This is a genomic window from Vibrio orientalis CIP 102891 = ATCC 33934 (genome assembly GCF_000176235.1).
Taxonomy (GTDB): Bacteria; Pseudomonadota; Gammaproteobacteria; order Enterobacterales; family Vibrionaceae; genus Vibrio; species Vibrio orientalis.
In genome coordinates, this window is record NZ_ACZV01000002.1 from 151,104 (window position 1) to 169,904 (window position 18,801).

Annotated in this window: 13 protein-coding genes; 7 read left to right on the forward strand and 6 right to left on the reverse strand. The window is 45.8% G+C overall.

Going from position 1 to position 18,801, the window contains the following annotated elements; genetic code table 11:
• The first annotated feature begins 84 nt into the window (after positions 1-84).
• From acnB to VIA_RS01610, 7 genes are all read left to right on the forward strand, one after another.
• Positions 85-2,673 (forward strand): bifunctional aconitate hydratase 2/2-methylisocitrate dehydratase, encoded by a 2,589-nt coding sequence (gene acnB, locus VIA_RS01580; RefSeq protein WP_004410092.1) that lies wholly within the window; start codon positions 85-87, stop codon positions 2,671-2,673.
• Between the two features lie 307 nt (positions 2,674-2,980).
• Positions 2,981-3,352: a YacL family protein gene (locus VIA_RS01585; RefSeq protein WP_004410094.1), complete on the forward strand. Its 372-nt coding sequence runs from the start codon at positions 2,981-2,983 to the stop codon at positions 3,350-3,352.
• A 188-nt stretch (positions 3,353-3,540) separates the two neighbouring features.
• Positions 3,541-3,879, forward strand: a complete 339-nt coding sequence (locus tag VIA_RS01590; RefSeq protein WP_004410096.1) for a P-II family nitrogen regulator — start codon at positions 3,541-3,543, stop codon at positions 3,877-3,879.
• A gap of 26 nt (positions 3,880-3,905) precedes the next feature.
• On the forward strand, positions 3,906-5,135 hold the full coding sequence (locus tag VIA_RS01595) for an ammonium transporter (protein ID WP_004417567.1): 1,230 nt from the start codon (positions 3,906-3,908) through the stop codon (positions 5,133-5,135).
• 145 nt (positions 5,136-5,280) lie between these two features.
• A complete protein-coding gene (locus tag VIA_RS01600; RefSeq protein WP_004410099.1) occupies positions 5,281-6,297 on the forward strand; it encodes a Fe(3+) ABC transporter substrate-binding protein in 1,017 nt (338 codons plus the stop codon).
• A gap of 230 nt (positions 6,298-6,527) precedes the next feature.
• Complete coding sequence (locus VIA_RS01605; RefSeq protein ID WP_004410100.1) at positions 6,528-8,153, forward strand: ABC transporter permease; 1,626 nt, start codon at positions 6,528-6,530, stop codon at positions 8,151-8,153.
• A complete protein-coding gene (locus VIA_RS01610) occupies positions 8,153-9,184 on the forward strand; it encodes an ABC transporter ATP-binding protein (RefSeq protein WP_004410101.1) in 1,032 nt (343 codons plus the stop codon). Before VIA_RS01605 ends, VIA_RS01610 begins: the two co-directional genes overlap by 1 nt.
• Before the next feature lie 57 nt (positions 9,185-9,241).
• Here VIA_RS01610 and VIA_RS01615 read toward each other — a convergent pair whose 3' ends face one another.
• The 6 genes from VIA_RS01615 to VIA_RS01640 all read right to left on the reverse strand — a co-directional run bounded on the left by VIA_RS01615 (position 9,242) and on the right by VIA_RS01640 (position 18,789).
• On the reverse strand, positions 9,242-10,654 hold the full coding sequence (locus VIA_RS01615) for a phosphoglucomutase/phosphomannomutase family protein (protein WP_004410102.1): 1,413 nt from the start codon (positions 10,652-10,654) through the stop codon (positions 9,242-9,244).
• A 53-nt stretch (positions 10,655-10,707) separates the two neighbouring features.
• Positions 10,708-13,116: a glycoside hydrolase family 94 protein gene (locus VIA_RS01620; protein ID WP_004410103.1), complete on the reverse strand. Its 2,409-nt coding sequence runs from the start codon at positions 13,114-13,116 to the stop codon at positions 10,708-10,710.
• Positions 13,117-13,203: 87 nt separating this feature from the next.
• Entirely contained in the window at positions 13,204-15,114 is a 1,911-nt protein-coding gene (locus tag VIA_RS01625; RefSeq protein ID WP_004410104.1) for a beta-N-acetylhexosaminidase, read from the reverse strand.
• A gap of 11 nt (positions 15,115-15,125) precedes the next feature.
• On the reverse strand, positions 15,126-16,001 hold the full coding sequence (locus tag VIA_RS01630) for a glucosamine kinase nucleotide-binding domain-containing protein (protein ID WP_004410106.1): 876 nt from the start codon (positions 15,999-16,001) through the stop codon (positions 15,126-15,128).
• A complete protein-coding gene (locus VIA_RS01635; protein WP_004410108.1) occupies positions 15,998-17,722 on the reverse strand; it encodes a glycoside hydrolase family 9 protein in 1,725 nt (574 codons plus the stop codon). The genes VIA_RS01630 and VIA_RS01635 overlap by 4 nt, the downstream gene beginning before the upstream one ends.
• A 71-nt stretch (positions 17,723-17,793) precedes the next feature.
• Positions 17,794-18,789 (reverse strand): ABC transporter ATP-binding protein, encoded by a 996-nt coding sequence (locus VIA_RS01640; protein ID WP_004410109.1) that lies wholly within the window; start codon positions 18,787-18,789, stop codon positions 17,794-17,796.
• Between the last annotated feature and the right edge of the window lie 12 nt (positions 18,790-18,801).

Consider the following 18,801-nt stretch of genomic DNA (forward strand, 5'->3'; position numbering starts at 1 on the left):
AGCCAAGTTTCCAAGGATGTTCACTCCCTTATTCTTTGAATAAATAGCAATAAGAGGGAGGAACCGCAATGAGAGGAAAAAGTCGTGCTTGAAGCCTACCGTAAACACGTCGAAGAGCGTGCTGCCGAAGGAGTTGTTCCTAAACCACTAGATGCCGAGCAAGTTGCAGGCCTTGTGGAACTTCTTAAAAATCCCCCTCAAGGTGAAGAAGCGTTTATTCTTGACCTTCTAGAGAACCGCATTCCACCGGGTGTTGATGAAGCTGCCTATGTAAAAGCGGGTTTCTTAACTGCCATCACTAAAGGTGAAGTTGAATCGCCACTGGTCAGCAAAGAAAAAGCGGCTGAATTGCTAGGTACAATGCAAGGTGGTTACAATATCGAATCACTTGTGTCTCTACTCGATGATGCACAATTAGCGCCTATCGCAGTTAAAGCTCTGTCTCATACTCTACTGATGTTTGATGCTTTCTACGATGTAGAAGAGAAAGCGAAAGCAGGCAATGCCTCTGCGCAGCAAGTTCTTCAGTCATGGGCTGATGCTGAGTGGTTCACTGCAAAAGAAAAAGTCGCTGAAAAGATCACTGTAAAAGTTTTCAAAGTCACTGGTGAAACCAACACCGATGACCTATCTCCAGCTCCAGATGCATGGTCACGTCCTGATATCCCAGTACACGCAAAAGCGATGCTGAAGATGGAACGTGATGGCATCAACCCTGATGATGCAGGCAATGTTGGTCCAATTAAACAAATCGAAGAGCTACAAAAAGACGGTATTCCACTTGCGTATGTAGGTGATGTTGTTGGTACCGGTTCTTCACGTAAATCGGCAACTAACTCAGTGCTTTGGTTCATGGGTGATGATATCCCGTACGTACCAAACAAGCGTACTGGTGGTGTGTGTCTAGGTGGCAAAATTGCACCAATCTTCTACAACACGATGGAAGACTCAGGCGCACTGCCAATCGAGCTTAATGTTCAAGACATGAACATGGGCGATGTGATTGATATCTTCCCGTATGAAGGTGTTGTACGTAAAGATGGCGCAGAAATTTCTAACTTTGAACTGAGCAAAGTACTGCTTGATGAAGTACGTGCTGGTGGTCGTATTCCACTGATCATCGGTCGTGGATTAACAAGCCGTGCTCGTACCGCTCTTGGTCTAGAAGAAACTGATCTATTTGCTAAGCCAATTGACCCATCAGCTTCAGATAAAGGCTACACACTAGCTCAGAAGATGGTTGGTAAAGCGTGTGGCGTTGAAGGCGTGCGTGCAGGTCAGTACTGTGAGCCGAAGATGACAACAGTAGGTTCTCAAGATACAACCGGTCCTATGACGCGTGATGAGCTGAAAGACCTTGCGTGTCTTGGCTTCTCTGCTGACCTAGTCATGCAGTCATTCTGTCACACTTCTGCATACCCGAAACCAGTTGACGTGAATACTCACCATACGCTACCTGATTTCATCATGAACCGTGCAGGTGTTTCTCTACGTCCGGGTGATGGTGTTATTCACTCATGGCTAAACCGTATGCTTCTACCTGATACTGTTGGTACAGGTGGTGACTCGCATACTCGTTTCCCTCTAGGTATTTCGTTCCCTGCTGGTTCTGGTCTGGTGGCATTTGCTGCTGCGACAGGTGTTATGCCACTTGATATGCCAGAATCAATCTTGGTGCGCTTCAAAGGTGAAATGCAGCCTGGTATCACGCTACGTGACCTAGTACATGCAATTCCACTATACGGTATCAAGCAAGGTCTACTAACAGTAGAGAAAGCCGGTAAGATCAACGAATTCTCTGGCCGTGTTCTAGAGATTGAAGGTGTTGAGCATCTATCTGTTGAGCAAGCATTTGAGCTGTCAGATGCATCGGCAGAGCGCTCTGCTGCGGGTTGTACCGTTAAGCTATCTCAAGAGTCTATCGAAGAGTACCTAAACTCAAACATCGTTATGCTTAAGTGGATGATCGCTGAAGGCTACGGGGATGTGCGTACTATCGAACGTCGTATTACGGCGATGGAAGAGTGGCTAGCGAACCCAGAGTTGCTGTCTGCTGATTCAGATGCCGAATACGCTCACGTTATCGAAATCGACCTTGCTGACATCGATCAGCCAATCTTATGTGCACCAAACGATCCAGATGATGCTCGTCTTCTTTCTGACGTTCAAGGTACTGAGATTCAAGAAGTGTTCATCGGTTCTTGTATGACCAACATCGGTCACTTCCGTGCAGCGGGTAAGATGCTAGAAGAGTTCAATGGTTCTCTGAGCACTCGCCTATGGGTTGCGCCACCAACTAAGATGGATAAAGACCAGCTAACGGAAGAAGGCTACTACGGTATCTTTGGCCGTGCAGGGGTTCGTATTGAAACTCCGGGCTGTTCTCTATGTATGGGTAACCAGGCACGCGTAGCAGACAAAGCAACAGTAATGTCTACATCAACGCGTAACTTCCCGAACCGTCTAGGTACAGGTGCCAACGTTTATCTAGCGTCTGCAGAACTTTCTGCAGTTGGTGCGATTCTAGGTCGTATCCCGACGAAAGAAGAGTACCTAGAGTACGCTCAGAAGATTGATGCGACGGCAGCGGATACTTACCGTTACCTGAACTTCCATAAAATGGGTCAGTACACGGAAAAAGCGGATACGGTTATTTTCCAAGAGCCAGCATAATCCCTCGTCATATTTGATTGAGGCATAGAATTGAGAGCGTCTACTTCGGTAGGCGCTTTTTTTGTGCACCAAGAGAATATATGTCAAGTACAAGGCTACCTGTCATTCCATAGACTGACGAAGGAAGGAGTAGGGAATCTCTTCCGGTATGTGGTTGCTTTAAAAGCTCTCTAACTGACTCGTTACTCATTCTTGAGGGTGACAAGGGGGAGTTGTTATCAATCATAAGAATGGACTTTGTCGTCTATGCCTCGCCTCTCATCTTTAGTCCTTGTATACTCCCGCCCATAAAGTTTAGAGGTGTCTTATGGAATTCGAGTTTATTAGAAACACATTAATGGGCGAATACTATGTTAAATCGAGCATGGGACATGAGATTGTAGGTCGCTGGCTGCAAGAAGAAATCGGTAAAGATTGGCAAAAAATCGAACAAGTAGAAAATCTGCTTGAGCAAGTTCGTCAAGCGCCTCAACTTGAACACACGCTTGTCGGCGCGGAGATTTCACTTAATGCTCAAGGTGACGAGATTGTTGTCCAAGAAAATGTGCTTGGCCACGGCCAAGAGATGGATGAAGGCAGCGAGTTTGATTTTTACGACAGTGAAAGTACCGCGAGTTGCGGTATTGATGATTTCGAAGATCTTATTGAACAGTGGAAAACGTTTCTAACGACCAAGTAGTGCACCTGATTGGTGAACTGCAGTTGTCTTGCTTTAATGTTGTGAAAAGGGCGCACCGAGTTGGTGCGCCTTTTTTGTTTTTATGTTGCTCTATAAAGTGGTTCTTTATTTAAATCAATTAGATAGAAACTTGGCACGCACCTTGGATTGTATAAGACAAAAGGATGACAGTTTGCAGAGAGGATGCGATGAAACTTATTAATGCGATTATTAAACCGTTCAAATTAGACGATGTACGTGAAGCCCTAGCCGATGTTGGTATTGAAGGGATGACTGTATCAGAAGTGAAAGGCTTTGGCCGACAGAAAGGTCACACGGAGCTTTATCGTGGCGCTGAGTACCAAGTTGATTTCTTGCCAAAAGTAAAACTAGAAATAGCCACGCAAGAAGAAAACGTTGACCGTGTAATTGAAGCGATAACTAAGGCGGCACATACCGGTAAGATCGGTGACGGTAAGATATTTGTTTACGACCTGACTCAAGCTGTGCGTATTCGTACTAATGAAATGGACGCAGAAGCGCTTTAAGAATTCAAAGGACTGGAGACAATAAGATGGAATTATCAACAACAGTAACTGAGTTACGTTACGCACTAGACACTTTTTTCTTCCTCATTTCAGGTGCGTTAGTAATGTGGATGGCAGCGGGTTTTGCAATGTTAGAAGCAGGCCTCGTTCGCTCAAAAAACACTACCGAGATCTTAACTAAAAACATCTGCCTATATGCAATTGCTTGTACCATGTACCTGATTGTTGGCTACAACATCATGTATGTCGATAATGGTGACAGCAGCTGGCTACCATCGTTTGGTGCACTGATCGGTACTCAAGGAGAGGGCGCAGACCACTCACTTGAATCTGACTTCTTCTTCCAAGTGGTATTCGTTGCAACCGCAATGTCAGTGGTATCAGGTGCGGTAGCTGAACGTATGAAGCTTTGGTCATTCTTAATCTTCTCTGTCGTGCTTACCGCATTCATTTACCCAATGGAAGGTTACTGGACTTGGGGCGGTGGTTTCCTATCCCAAGCAGGTTTTAGTGACTTCGCTGGTTCAGGTATCGTTCACATGGCAGGTGCTGCGGCGGCGCTAGCAGGTGTACTACTACTAGGTGCTCGTAAAGGTAAATATGGTAAGAACGGTGAAATCTACCCAATTCCTGGTTCAAATATGCCTCTTGCAACATTAGGTACATTTATCTTGTGGTTCGGTTGGTTCGGCTTCAACGGCGGTTCACAGTTGATGGTATCAGATTTTGAAAATGCTACAGCGGTTGGTCAAATCTTCCTTAATACCAATGCAGCAGCAGCAGCAGGTGCAATTGCTGCACTATTTGTATGTAAAACCACTTGGGGCAAAGCTGATTTAACCATGATTCTTAACGGTGCATTAGCTGGTCTAGTCGCAATCACAGCAGACCCACTTTCACCATCACCGCTATACGCAGTGGCTATTGGTGCAGTATCTGGTGCGATTGTAGTATTCAGTATTGTTGGCTTAGATAAGCTTAAGATTGATGATCCAGTCGGTGCGATTTCAGTGCACGGTGTGTGTGGCTTCTTCGGTCTGATGGTTGTGCCACTTAGCAACGGTGATGCAACATTTGGTGCTCAGCTTCTTGGTGCGGCAGTGATCTTTGCGTGGGTATTTGGTGCAAGTATAGTGGTATGGGCTATCCTTAAAGCGACTGTAGGTATTCGAGTTTCAGAAGACGAAGAACTAGAAGGTATGGATATGCATGACTGTGGTGTTGGCGCATATCCAGAGTTTGTTACAGTGAAGTGATTTACAAGCTGTTACATATTTTCAAGGCAAAAACCTGCTCAGATGAGCAGGTTTTTTTGTTCTTGGTCATTGTTTTCTAAATCATGATGAATATAATAACGCAACTGATAAACGTTATCATTACGATAGTTAAAGGACTGAACCAATGAAAAAACTGCTGACTCTTTCTGCATTAGCTTGTGCGACAATTGCACCAACAGCGGCAATCGCTGCAGAAGAAGTGAACGTATACTCTTACCGTCAACCTTTCCTAGTTGAGCCTATGTTCAACGAGTTCACTAAAGAAACGGGCATCAAAGTAAACGTTAAGTTTGCAAAGAAAGGTCTAGCAGAGAAGCTAGCTCAAGAAGGCGAATACAGCCCTGCTGACGTTGTTCTAACGGTAGATATCAGCCGTCTATCTGAGCTGACTAAGAAAGATCTTGTTCAAGCAGTAGAAAGTGATGTTCTTGAGAAAAACATTCCGGCACAGTACCAAGATACTAACAATGAGTGGTTCGCTCTAACAACTCGTACTCGTAGCGTTTACTCTTCACGTGACCGTGTTGGTCGTTTAGGTGAAGACTTCACATACGCAGATCTTGCTAAGCCTGAGTTTAAAGGCAAAATTTGTACACGTAGCGGTAAGCACCCATACAACGTATCGCTAGTATCAGCGATGATCGCTCACAAAGGCGAAGCGGAAACTAAGCAGTGGCTAGAAGGCGTTAAAGCTAACCTAGCTCGTAAGCCACAAGGTAATGACCGCGCACAGGTTAAAGCGATTAAAGAAGGTCTATGTGACGTTTCTCTTGGTAACAGCTACTACCTAGGTAAGATGGTTAACGATAAAGAGCAGAAAGCTTGGGCTGACGCGGTATACATTAACTTCCCTAACCAAGAGACAACAGGTACTCACGTAAACATCTCTGGTATGGCGATGGCTAAGTACTCTCCTAATAAAGAGAACGCAGTTAAGCTAATGGAATTCTTAGCTGGTAACACAGCTCAGAGCATGTACGCAGAAGTTAACTACGAATACCCAGTGAAAGCTGACGTTAAACCTTCAGAGCTAGTAGCGTCTTGGGGTGAGTTCAAAGCAGACACACTTTCTCTAGATGCGATTGCTGACCATCATGAAGCAGCAATTAAACTTCTAGACGAAGTTAAATTCGACCTATAATAGTCTTAATAGTGGGTCTTTGACCCATTAGAGCGCAACCTCAAGCTGTCTGGTTTTTAGACACTTGGGGTTGTTTGTTTTATATCGAAACACTTCCATTGCACGCTAATGCACAGTGTACCTTGAAGTCACTTACGTATATCGGTATAAATACCCCTAGACTATCAAAGGGATATGAGATGTATTTGCAAACGCATTTATATTTCATATAGCCTCGTTGTAATTAGGCGATGAAAGAAAAGAATTACTTATGGAAAACCAGTAGCGGAGTACTAGCTTTGCTATTGGTTTTGCCGATCTTAGCAATATTTACCACAGCTGTTGGCGAAACAAATGAGCTCTTCACTCATTTGATGTCCACAGTTATGCCCACCTATGCCTACAATACGGTTGTTCTTGTATTGGGTACCATGACGCTTTCTCTTGTACTAGGTATTCCTTCTGCATGGATTATGGCGATGTGCCGTATCCCAGGAGAGAAAGTATTGCAATGGGCATTAGTGCTTCCCCTAGCAATGCCTGGGTATATCGTTGGTTATATATTCACTGACTGGTTCGATTTTGCAGGGCCGATTCAAATCTTATTACGTGATTTGACTGGCTGGGGCCCAGGTGAGTATTGGTTCCCAGATATTCGTACCATTAGCGGCGCGATCATTGTTCTGTCGCTAGTATTGTATCCGTACGTGTATTTATTATGTCGTGCTGCGTTTATGGAGCAAAACGTCTCGTTACTCCAGTCTGCACGTCTATTGAAGTGTTCTCCTTGGGAGAGTTTTCGCCGCATCTCATTACCTTTAGTTCGCCCTTCAATAGCGGTTGGCCTTTCTCTGGTTGCTATGGAGACAATAGGTGATTTTGGTACCGTTAGTTACTTCGCGGTGAACACCTTAACCACCGCGGTTTATGATACTTGGCTTGGTTACTCAAGTTTGACCGCCGCGGCTAAGATCTCAGCGATTATGCTGGTGGTCGTTATCTTGCTGCTGAGCTCTGAAAGATACAGTCGCCGTAAACAGAAGCTATTCCAAAATCAGTTCAGTAGTCGTGAAGACTTTCGTTATGTACTGGTAGGGTGGAAAAAGTGGTTGGCTGTTTTCTGGTGCTGGGGATTGGTTTGTATCGCCTTTATTTTCCCTCTTGGCCAGCTAATTATCTATGCTTACAAATATTTTGCCCAAAGCTGGACCGCAGAGTTTCGCGAGTACGCACTGAATAGCTTATATGTTTCGTTCACTGCGGCGATTATTGGTGTCTTCGTTGCGCTGGTGGTTAACTTCTGCCAACGAGTAAATCCGGGCCGAAGAAGTTTGGCATTTATGCGTATCTCATCGATGGGCTATGCTGTACCGGGAACCGTCCTAGCGATAGGTGTCATGGTTCCAGTTTTGTTTATGGATCATTTGGTGAATGATATTGCCAAGTGGATGGAGTGGGGCAGACCGGGGCTGATTTTCTCCGGCTCAATGTTCGCACTGATTTTTGCCATGGTAGTACGCTTTTCTGCGGTAGCGATTGGTAGCATTGAAAGTAGCTTGAGTAAAGTCTCTCCTTCACTCGATATGGCTTCACGCACCATGGGCTGTAACGCTAATTCCATGCTATGGCGCATCCACTTTCCATTGGTTCGTCGTGGTGCTTTGATTGCTGGCTTACTTGTCTTTATCGAGTCAATGAAAGAGCTTAATGCAGCGCTACTGTTAAGACCTTTTAACTTTGAAACCTTGGCTACGTATGTTTATAACTTTGCCTCTGATGAGCACTTGGAACTGGCAGCGATGCCAGCGGTGTTGCTTGTTCTGGTTGGTTTAGTTCCTTTAGTCATTGTTAACCGTTCTTTGGAGCATTCCCACTAATGAGCTGTGCACTATCCATTAATAACTTAACGTGTAAATACGACGAGCAGACAACGGTTCTAGAGTCTTTGTCACTCGAAGTAGTTCAAGGTGAGATTGTTTGTCTGCTAGGGGCGAGTGGTTGTGGTAAAACAACCTTACTTAAAGCGATTGCCGGTTTATTGCCGTTGAGTTCAGGCACGATGAGCTTGAACTGCATGATGATCGATGATGGTGCGAATTGGCTACCGCCGGAACAACGTAATATCGGCATGATCTTTCAAGATTATGCGCTGTTCCCTCACCTGACTGTCGCGGAAAACGTCGCTTTCGGTCTGCGTGATGTTTCTTCGGCAGAGAAACACGCTAAAGTTGCCGAGATGCTGGAGCTGGTTCATTTATCTGGTTATGCGGAGCGTTACCCCCATCAGCTTTCTGGTGGTCAACAGCAACGTGTCGCGATTGCTCGCTCACTCGCCTATAAGCCAGATTTATTGCTGCTTGATGAGCCGTTTTCGAATATCGATACTCAGGTACGCCATGAGCTGATTGGTGAGATCCGCAAGATCTTCAAGAAACAAGGTGTGACCGCGATTTTTGTTACTCACAGCCGCGAAGAGGCGTTTGCCTTTGCCGATAAGATGGCAGTGATGAACCACGGTGTCATCGAGCAATATGGTACCGCAAGTGAGCTTTACTACCAGCCATCCAGTAAGTTTGTCGCTGACTTCTTAGGTGGCGGTAGTTATTTAAGCGCGACCCGTTCATCGGAGTCAGAGTTTGAAACTGAGCTTGGCTTGGTTGAGGCAACAGCCCAGCAGCATATTCAGATTGGCGAACAGTGTGAGTTACTATTGCGTCCACAGCATGTGCAGATTAGTGCTGCTGAAGAGAGCGCAGTGACAGTGCTTGAGCAGCAGTTTATGGGTGATCATTGCCGCTACGTGATTGATGCTAGTGGCAGTCGTCTACTCGCAAGCTCAGCAGAGCCATTGACGATTGGCCAGCAAGTGTCAGTCAAGGTCGAAACTCAAGGGGTTCTCGCCTTTTAAAGTATTGAAAAAGCCCGGTATTACTACCGGGCTTTTTAGTGCGAAGTCGAGTGACAACTATAACTGCAAGAACTCTTTCACTTGCTGAACGACTTTCTCAGCCGTCTCTTTATCAGCCATTTCAGCAAAGATACGCAGCAGTGGCTCAGTACCAGAGAAGCGAGCGATCACCCAGCCACCATTTTTAAAGTACACTTTGGCACCGTCGTCGTAGCTCACCTTATCGATCTCATACTCAAACTCAGGTAACTGCTTCTCAACATAGATACGGTTGTAAAGCGTTTCTTTCTGCGCCGGCTTAAAGGTACAGTCACCTTCTGCGGTGTAGGCGTAACCATATTTACCGTAGATCTCATCTAGCAGTTCAGATAGCTTTTTACCCGTTACTGATAGCATTTCTACCAGTAGGCTAGAAGCAAACACACCATCTTTACCTTTGATATGACCGCGAATCGTTAAACCACCGGAGCTCTCTCCACCAATCAGTGAATCGTCCGCTTCCATTTGTGAGCTGATGTGCTTAAAGCCTACAGGTACTTCGAAAGACTTCTCGCCATGACCTTCAGCGATCTTATCGAGAATATGTGTTGTGGCAATATTACGTACCACAGAGCCTTTCCAGCCCTTGTATTCCAATAGGTAGTAGTAAAGCAGCATCAGCACTTCATTCGGGTGAATAAAGTTACCTTTTTCGTCGATGATACCCAGGCGGTCAGCGTCACCATCAGTACCAATACCAATATCGTAGCCTTCAGCCGCAACAAGATGTTTCAAGCGGTATAGGGTTGCTGCGCTTGGTGATGGCATTAAGCCGCCAAAGTCAGGGTTTTTACCATCATTGATTACGTCAACATCACAGCGACCATTGATCAATACTGTCTGTAGCGCGTTTTTCGCCACACCAAACATTGGGTCGATCAGTACGCGTAGGTTAGCCTTTTTGATTGATTCGATATCAATGAAGTTAATGATCGAGTCAACAAACTCGTTCATTGGGTTAATGACTTCAACTAGTTTATCTTCAACCGCTTGATCAAATTCGACTGACTTTACTTTTGCGAGTGTTAGTTGAGCGATTTGAGTTTCGATCTTTTCAGTAATGATTTCATCCGCATCACGTCCGCCCTCAATAAACACTTTAATACCGTTGTAGTCGGCCGGGTTATGAGAAGCGGTAATACACGCAGAGTAGGCACAGCCCATCTCTTTGGCTTTGAACATTACAATAGGAGTTGGGACAAACTTATCAATAAAGCTAACTTTGATGGCGTTTGCTGCGAGTACTTCAGTAAACCAGCGGCCTGCTTTGTCTGATAAAAAGCGGCGGTCATAACCGACCACGAAGCCTTTATCTGCCACTTGTTCATTGTTAATGATGTTGGCCAGTGCTTGGGCAACAAGCTGGACATTGTCTTTGGTAAACTCTTCGCCGATAAATGCGCGCCAGCCACCTGTTCCGAACTTAATCATGGTTTAATCCTTTAAGTAAACAAAGAGCCTCTGTGAAGAGGCTCTGCTGACAATTAACCGAGTACAACAACAACGTCGTTGATGCTGCCATCAGCCTGAACCGGAACAGCGTGGCCAGTGATAAGTTCACCGTTCACAGTGATTGATTTAACGCCTTTGCTCACTGAGCTTGGGTTCTCAACCTTGATGTTGTAAGTCGCGCCTAGCCATTGACGAGTTACCTCGAAGCCAGGCCAATCGGTTGGGATACATGGATCAATCGTTAGACCATCGAAGCCAGTTCGTACACCAAGGATAAAGTTGGTTACGGCGAAGTATGCCCAGCCAGAGGTACCTGTTAACCAAGGGTGGTTTGCACGACCGTGGTCTTGGTGGTCACGACCCATGATGAACTGAACGTACGAGTATGGTTCTGCGATACGTTTTTCGATGATGTCATTTTGGTTGTATGGGTTTAGTGCATCGTAGAACTTCATTGCACGGTCACCACGACCAAGCTTCGCCTCTGCAACCCATGCCCATGGGTTAGGGTGAGAGAAGATCGCGCCATTTTCTTTAACGCCTTGGTATACGCGTGTTACGAAGCCGATGTCATCGTTTGGCGTTGCGAATGAAGGAGAGTTTAGGTGCAGACCGTATTCAGAGAATAGGTTCTCATCTACCGCATCCATCGCCTTCTCGCCACGCTCTTGAGAAACCGCACCAGAAAGAACTGCTAGTGTGTTTGATTCTAGGTGTACACGACCTTCTGCTTGTTGCGCTGTACCAATCTTATCGCCATCTTTAGTCAGACCGCGGATGTACCAACCACCTTCGTCATCCCAAAGGTGACTTTCACATGCTTCACGCACGTTCGCCGCCATTTCAGTGTACTTAGCTACATCTTGGTCTTTACCAAGGAACTTAGCTAGGTCGATAAACTCTTGTAGAGCCCAGAAATGTAGGAATGAAACCATTGATGATTCACCACCACCTAGGTTTAGACAGTCATTCCAGTCGGCGCGAAGACCTTTACAGATACCCGTTTGACCAACGTATTCAGCAGAGAAATCCAGTGCCGCTTTCATATGGTCATAGACAGAGGCGTCACCGCCGTCTGCGTATGGAATCATCTCATCAAAGAAGCCGTGCTCACCCGTTTCCATTACGTACTTACAGATAGTAGGCACTAGCCATAGGTGGTCATCAGAACAGGTATCTTCAATACCGTGGATCTTGTCGTCATCCGATGGTGTTGGAACAACCGTTGGTGACTTTGATGGGGCAACATCGGCTTTTTCTGGATCGAACCAATCTGGATCAAATAGATGCAGACCGTAACCTGCTTTCACCTGGCCTCGAAGTAGATCAACAAGGCGTTTGCGTGTCATTTCAGGGTTAGCATGAGGGACAGAAATTGCGTCTTGAGCGGTGTCGCGATAGCCAAGACCTGTACGTCCACCGACTTCGATAAATGACGCGAAACGAGACCATACGACACAGGTTTCTGCTTGGTAAAGTGTCCAAGCGTTGATCATGGTGTCTAGGCCTTCGTTTGGAGACTTCACTTGGAATTTCTCACAACGTTCGTTCCAGTGCTGTTTAATGCCAGCGAATGCGGCATCAACATTAGCAAGATCTTGGTACTTCTCACGTAGACGCTCACCGTTGCCTTTACCGATACCTAGAATGTAAGCAAAGCGTACTTCTTCACCCGGCTGGATAGTGAACTGCTTGTGGAGTGAACCACAGTGGTTGTAACAAGTTTGCGCTGTGTTTGAACACTTGCCTTGCTCGACTGCAATTGGATTTGCTTCATCGCGGTATAGACCTAAGAAGCTATCGCGCTGGCCGTCGTATGAGTCTGGGCTAAATGTTGAAGCTAGGTAGTAGAAACCTTCAAAGTCATTGGTGTTGTAGTAAAGGTCGTATTCGATCACGCCTTCACGGTACTCGGTACCCGCTGAGTACAGTGACATCTGATGGTTTTGGTTATCAGATTGAATGTGACTAAATGAGAACTCAACAAATGAGAACGCACTGATGGTACGTGGTTTATCGGAAGTGTTTTTAATCACGACATCCCATACTTCTGCGTCTTCACCTTTAGGTACGAACAGTGTTTTCGTAGCGGTGATACCGCTGTATTCACATTTGAACTTTGAGTAAGAAAGACCATGGCGAACTTCGTAGCTTGCTTCGTCTAGGCTTTTTGCTACTGGTTGCCAAGAGATTGACCAGTAATCACCAGTTTCATCATCACGTAGGTAGACATAGTGTCCAGGGCGGTCAAATGTTGCGTTCGGACGGAACTTAGTAACACGGTTATACTCTGGAGAGTTGTAGAAAGAGTAACCTCCAGCATTGTGTGAGATAACGGTACAGAACTTTTCTGTGCCTAAGTAGTTAGTCCATGGCGCAGGGACGTCAGGGCGAGTAATGACGTATTCGCGATTGTCGTTATCGAAATAGCCGTATTTCATGTTAATTTCCTTTTTACCAAGCTACCAGTGGGGTAGCCAAAATTTTAAGCTAGTGAAAACTGCGAATGGACATCATTCGCGCAGTTGTTATTTCCACGGTTGGCGGTATTCAATTTCTTGTTTGTCAAGCAGAGCTAAATGACTCTTCAACCGTGATAGATAATCTTCCCAATCTCGAGCTGGCTTTTCGGTCCAGCAGGCTTCTGCCATGGCAGTTAATCTTGGGAAAACCATGTAATCCATGCGAGATTGGGTGGTGACAATCTCACTCCATAAGGCACATTGAATGCCTAAAATTCGTTTACGAATTGGGTCATGTTCAGGAACCTGAGCCAGCGGTTCGTAGCGATATGCACTTTCTAACGGAATAACAGCGGCCCAATCGACACCAGGCTCTTCCGGACTATAGTCTTGAGTCATATCTAGATAAGTTGACTGACCCGGCTGCAAGATTACATCGAATCCTTGTTTGGCACAGTTAAGCGCCGCTTCTTCGCTAAGCCATGAATAAATCACGGTATCTTTACTGACCTTGTCGCCATGTTGTGCTTCTTCCCAGCCGACCATGCGTTTGCCAAGTGAGCGAAGCTTTTTCTCTGCATAGCGAAGTAGGTGACCCTGAAGTTCTTTGGTACTTTGGTAGCCCTCTTGTTTCATTAAGGCTTGGCAGGCAGGGCTTTCAAGCCAAACGCCATCAGGCACTTCATCTGCGCCGATATGAACCCAAGTTGAAGGGAATAACTCAGCGACTTCTTCGAGTACTTTATCTAAGAACAGGTATGTGCCTGGCAATGCAGGAGAGAGCACATTGTCGTTGTAGTGTTGAATGCTGCGATATTGAGAACGATCGTCTGGATCCGCGAGTAATTCAGGTAATGATTTGATTGCTGCACGGCAGTGACCGGGGATATCGATTTCAGGGATGACGTTAATGCCTCGCTCTTCCGCATAGGCGATCACTTCTTTGATCTCTTCTTGGCTGTAATAGCCACCATACAGATCCGCTAAATGGCTATATTGTGGTTCGAGTGCTGTTTGAGTACCACGGTAAGCACCGACAGACGTCAGCTCTGGCAGTGATTTGATTTCAATGCGCCAACCTTCATCATCAGTGAGGTGCCAATGAAAAGTATTGAATTTGTAGTGAGCAAGTTGGTTGATCAGTCGCTTAACCATCTCTAGTGAATGGAAGTGACGAGCGCAATCTAGCATCATGCCACGATATTTAAAGCGTGGTCGATCAACGATCTTTAAGTAAGGAATCGAGAGATTGTTGTGCTCATCGACTTGAATTAACTGAATCAGCGTTGCACTTGCATGAACAAAACCTGAGCGAGAGCCTGACTCTAGGCGAGCACCTGAGCTATTGACCGTTAGTTGGTATTCCCCTTCATCGAGTGTTGGATTGTTGCGATAAACAATGTCACTTTGACCAATCGCGGGTGCTGTAAAGCCATAAAGTTGCGTCAGCTCTTGTTGCAGCCAAGTCGCCGCTTTTTCAGCCAACGATGCCTTTAGAGTGATCTGGCTTGAGTGAGTAAGGGAGAAATAGCCACCTTGAACTTCGATATGATTCGGCTTTGGAATCAGGGCTAACTCACTTGGTTTCACCTGTGCGACTTCGCTGCGCTCACGGAAAGGTGAGGCTAGAGCAATCGGTGTTAGGGTAACAGGGTATTTATTGGCACCACCGTCAGCTAGGATCAGAGCATCTTTAAAGCCATCGGTATAAAAACGCAGTGGTGCAGTATTAATGCTAAATTCACAGTAGTAATGTTGGTTCGCGGCTAGGCAGTTGACGTCAGGCTGTACGGTGCAGAAGCTACCAATTTGTACCACTTCACCATGAGTAAAACTGTCAGGCAAAATAAAGCGATCAATAATGAATTGCAGGCGCCAATCCGTTAAATCCTTGTCACTTAGGTTATGAATAGTCAAACCGAAGCGGCAAAATTGTTTTTGCTCGGATAGCACTGCAAGTTCAACGCGGTAGCTCATAGTTGTCGTCCTTAATACAAATTATGTTCAGGCTTACCTGCAAACATAAGTGCGCCTTCAATAGCATCAAATTGAGGATCTACGATCCAAGTTTGTACGGGTGGTGATAACCACGCTTTGATGCGTTCAGCGATACTGCCCATCAAACAGATACGCGTTGCGCCTTTACGGTTCAGTGCGACAAGAAACATCTCTATATCAGCAGCAGTTTGTTGCAGCATTTTGATCGCTAATGGATCGCCTTGATGGGCATGTTGAAAAATCGCTGGCGAAAATTGACCGTAATCGCGTGGTAGAGCACTTTTAGACCAGGCTACGATTTGATCGACATCGTGATTGAAATGAGCCATAACATGTTGAGAAAGAGGTGTTTTCTCAATGATATCGTCTTGTGCGAGTAGAACTTGCTGGATCAGATGAAGGCCCATGACAGCGCCGCCACCTTGATCAGAAATTGGGAACTCTCGGCCACCAACAACGTGTTGAGTGTCACCTGCTAGGTAAATACCACACGAACCAGTACCCGCAATCATGATTGCACCATCGTCACCGTTATGGGCGCCAACACATGCACCGTAAGCGTCGGTATTAAGAACCATAGAGGCAAATGGGTGCGCCAGAGCCATAAATTGCTGCCAAGCTGATTTTTGCTCTGCACCTGCTAAAGCCAGGCCTACATGCATGGAGCCAAAATCAGATTCGCTTAAGTCGCCTTGCTTAGCCGCTTGAGTAATGGCGTCGATAATTGATGCCATGGCGACATCGACACCTAATAAAATATTAGCGCTACCACTTTTAGCTTCACCGATAAACTCGCCATTTTCAGTGCGAATACGTGCGCGACAAGAAGTGCCACCGCCATCAATGCCGACATAATACAGCGTCATGACTTATCTCCTTGAGCAGTGAAGTAAGTAGAGTGGTTAAGAATCGCTAGCAGATACCAAGCCCCATGAGGGATCCATTGCTCACCCCAACGCCAGTTCTGCAGCATGTCATCTTTTTGTTTCGGTGGGTTAAAGGCGATATCTTCTTCATCTTCAAATCCACCAGTAATGCCGTTACAAACTCCGCCTTTTGCATTGAAAAAACCAAGGTCAGGTAGGTAGTCTGGGTTGTTATGACCGTGACCATCAAGCATGCACATGTCGTATGGATTCAAGCCTAAGATCCAGTTGAGGCAATCTTGGGAGAAAGTCATCAGTTGCTGTTTCAGCGCAGGATCTTGAAGGTATGGCAAGGCAAAGAAAACCATGCTGCTCAGAGAGCCTAAGCGCGCATTTTCACCTTGCCACCAGTAACCAGTTTCGTTGTTGTGTGCGACGAAGAAGGCATCACGTTTGTCACTATCAACCGCTTTGACATATTGGCGTGGATAGCCAAATGGGTTAGCTACATGGGAAGTTATCGTAAGTTCAAATTTCAGCGCTTGAATGACGGTGTTTAGAGCGGCTGCGGAAAGCGTCTCATCAGACTCAATCGCAAGGTATTCACATAGGGCGATGACTGGTAAGCCAGCTTCAGCCGCGTGATAATATGGACGGCTGCCATCACTATTGGCTGACCAAAAATGATTAAACTGCTCATCACAACGTTGACGCTGCTGTAGTTTCTCACTCCACAGGCGACATTCAGTTAAAAATTCAGGGTTGTTGCTGCTCTTAAACAGTTCAATCGCCGCGAGTAGGGCGCAATACTCATCAATGATGTTCTCTTCACCATCGTTTAGGTATTGATGATTGTGCTCTTTTAAGTGCCAGTAACCGCGCGTAGCAGCATCTAAGTAATCAGATGATTGGTATTCGCCGTGCTCATCTTGGCGCGCCGCTAACGCTAACGCTGCGATTGCGATGCCACCACCTTGTCGGTAGGCCGCTTGATAATCTTCTGACTTAACACCTTCTTGAGTCGCGTAGGCACAGATTTCTCGCTGTTTGATATCTTTCGACCACTTGTCGAATACTGTCATATAGAAGAAGCCAGCTTCATCTTGCATTCGGACTAAGAAATCAGCCCCAAATAGCGCTTCTTCGGTCAGGCGAACTTTAGAAAATAGCGGGACATTGTCATTATCGCTAATGAGCTCAGCACCTTTAAACATATTCCACACAACCATTGGAATTTGTTGTGGGTTAAGGTGGTTCGCGTAAGAAAGGTGGCTTAGGTATTTACTCACGTCACCTGAGGCATCATACCAACCGCCATGGACATCAGCAGTTTTATCTGAGCCCAGGATCGGAGCGTGGTGATCTTGCTGATCAAAACGGCCACCACAGCGTTGTGATTTAAAGTAGTGCAAAACATCAGAAAAGGTATTTTTTAGCAGTAAGCCTTCAGCTACCTGAAAGATTTCAGAACGTAAATTGTCGACTCTCAGGTAGTAACGACCAACTTGTTCAAAGTGGGAGAACTCGATGCGAAAAAAATTCCCTTGGTGCCAGTTGGCGACCTTAGTACCCTTATTGATACTAAAAGACGCTACAGTTTGATGACTGTCAGCACAGACTAACAGCGCAGTGGTAGAAGAAAGTCGTGGCTTACGCGTCATCAAAACGGCCTGCTTAGGCCCAAGGGCTTCATAACCAATATGGTTAGTAAGTAGCAGCATCAAAATCTCCGAAATTAATATGTTATAGGTCTAGTTAAAGCGCCAAGAACCGAAGATCTTGGCGTAGGTCATTAATTTTCGTATAGGTAACAACGGACAAAGTGGTTATCAGACAGTTGAGTTACTGCTGGTAATTGTTCACGACATTTGTCTGAGGCATGTTGGCAACGGCCGGCAAATGGACAGCCAGCAGAAGCAGGAGTCCAAAGAGGGATCTCCCCTTTGTTACCTTTCAGCTTCTGATGAATCGATTTGCTTGGATCCGGTACCGCAGAAACCAATAGTTGGGTGTATGGGTGTTGAGGGTTATGAATGATCTCATCTGTGTCACCCCATTCCACCATATGGCCCACATACATAACTGAAAGATCTTCAGCGATGTAACGTGCCGTCGCAATATCGTGAGTGATGTAAAGTAGAGACATCTGCTTTTCAAACTTCATCTCTTCCATCAGGTTTAAAACACCTGCACGAATCGATACATCAAGCATGGATGTCGGTTCATCCGCTAATACCACTTCTGCGCCAACAGCAATGTTACGAGCTAGGTTTACACGCTGACGTTGACCGCCCGATAACTGGTGCGGGAACTTTTGCGCAGTCTCTTTTGGTGGGATCAAACCGACTTGCTCAAGCAGGTCGTAAACTCGCTCTTCTTGCTCTTTCTTATTGCGTGGATCGACTTTTTTGTGGATCAGCAATGGACGTAAAATATGGTGAAAGATGTTATGAGTTGGGTTGAGCGAACCAAACGGGTCCTGCCATACCATCTGTACACCTTCACGGTAGTTCATAACATCAGAACGCGAAGTGATTTTTTGAATATCACGCCCTTTGTATTCGATGGTACCTGATGTCGGAGCGTACATTTTCGCGATCATCTTCGCAGTGGTTGATTTACCTGAACCTGACTCACCGACCACAGCCAAGCCACGACTTTTATACATTTTGAATGACACGTCATTGATTGCACGCATCATAGGTTGTTGTAAGGAATTACTATTGATCGGGAAATCCTTAATTAGGTTTTTCCCTTCGACTAGTAGTTCACCAAATTCTTTGCTCATGATTGTCTCCAG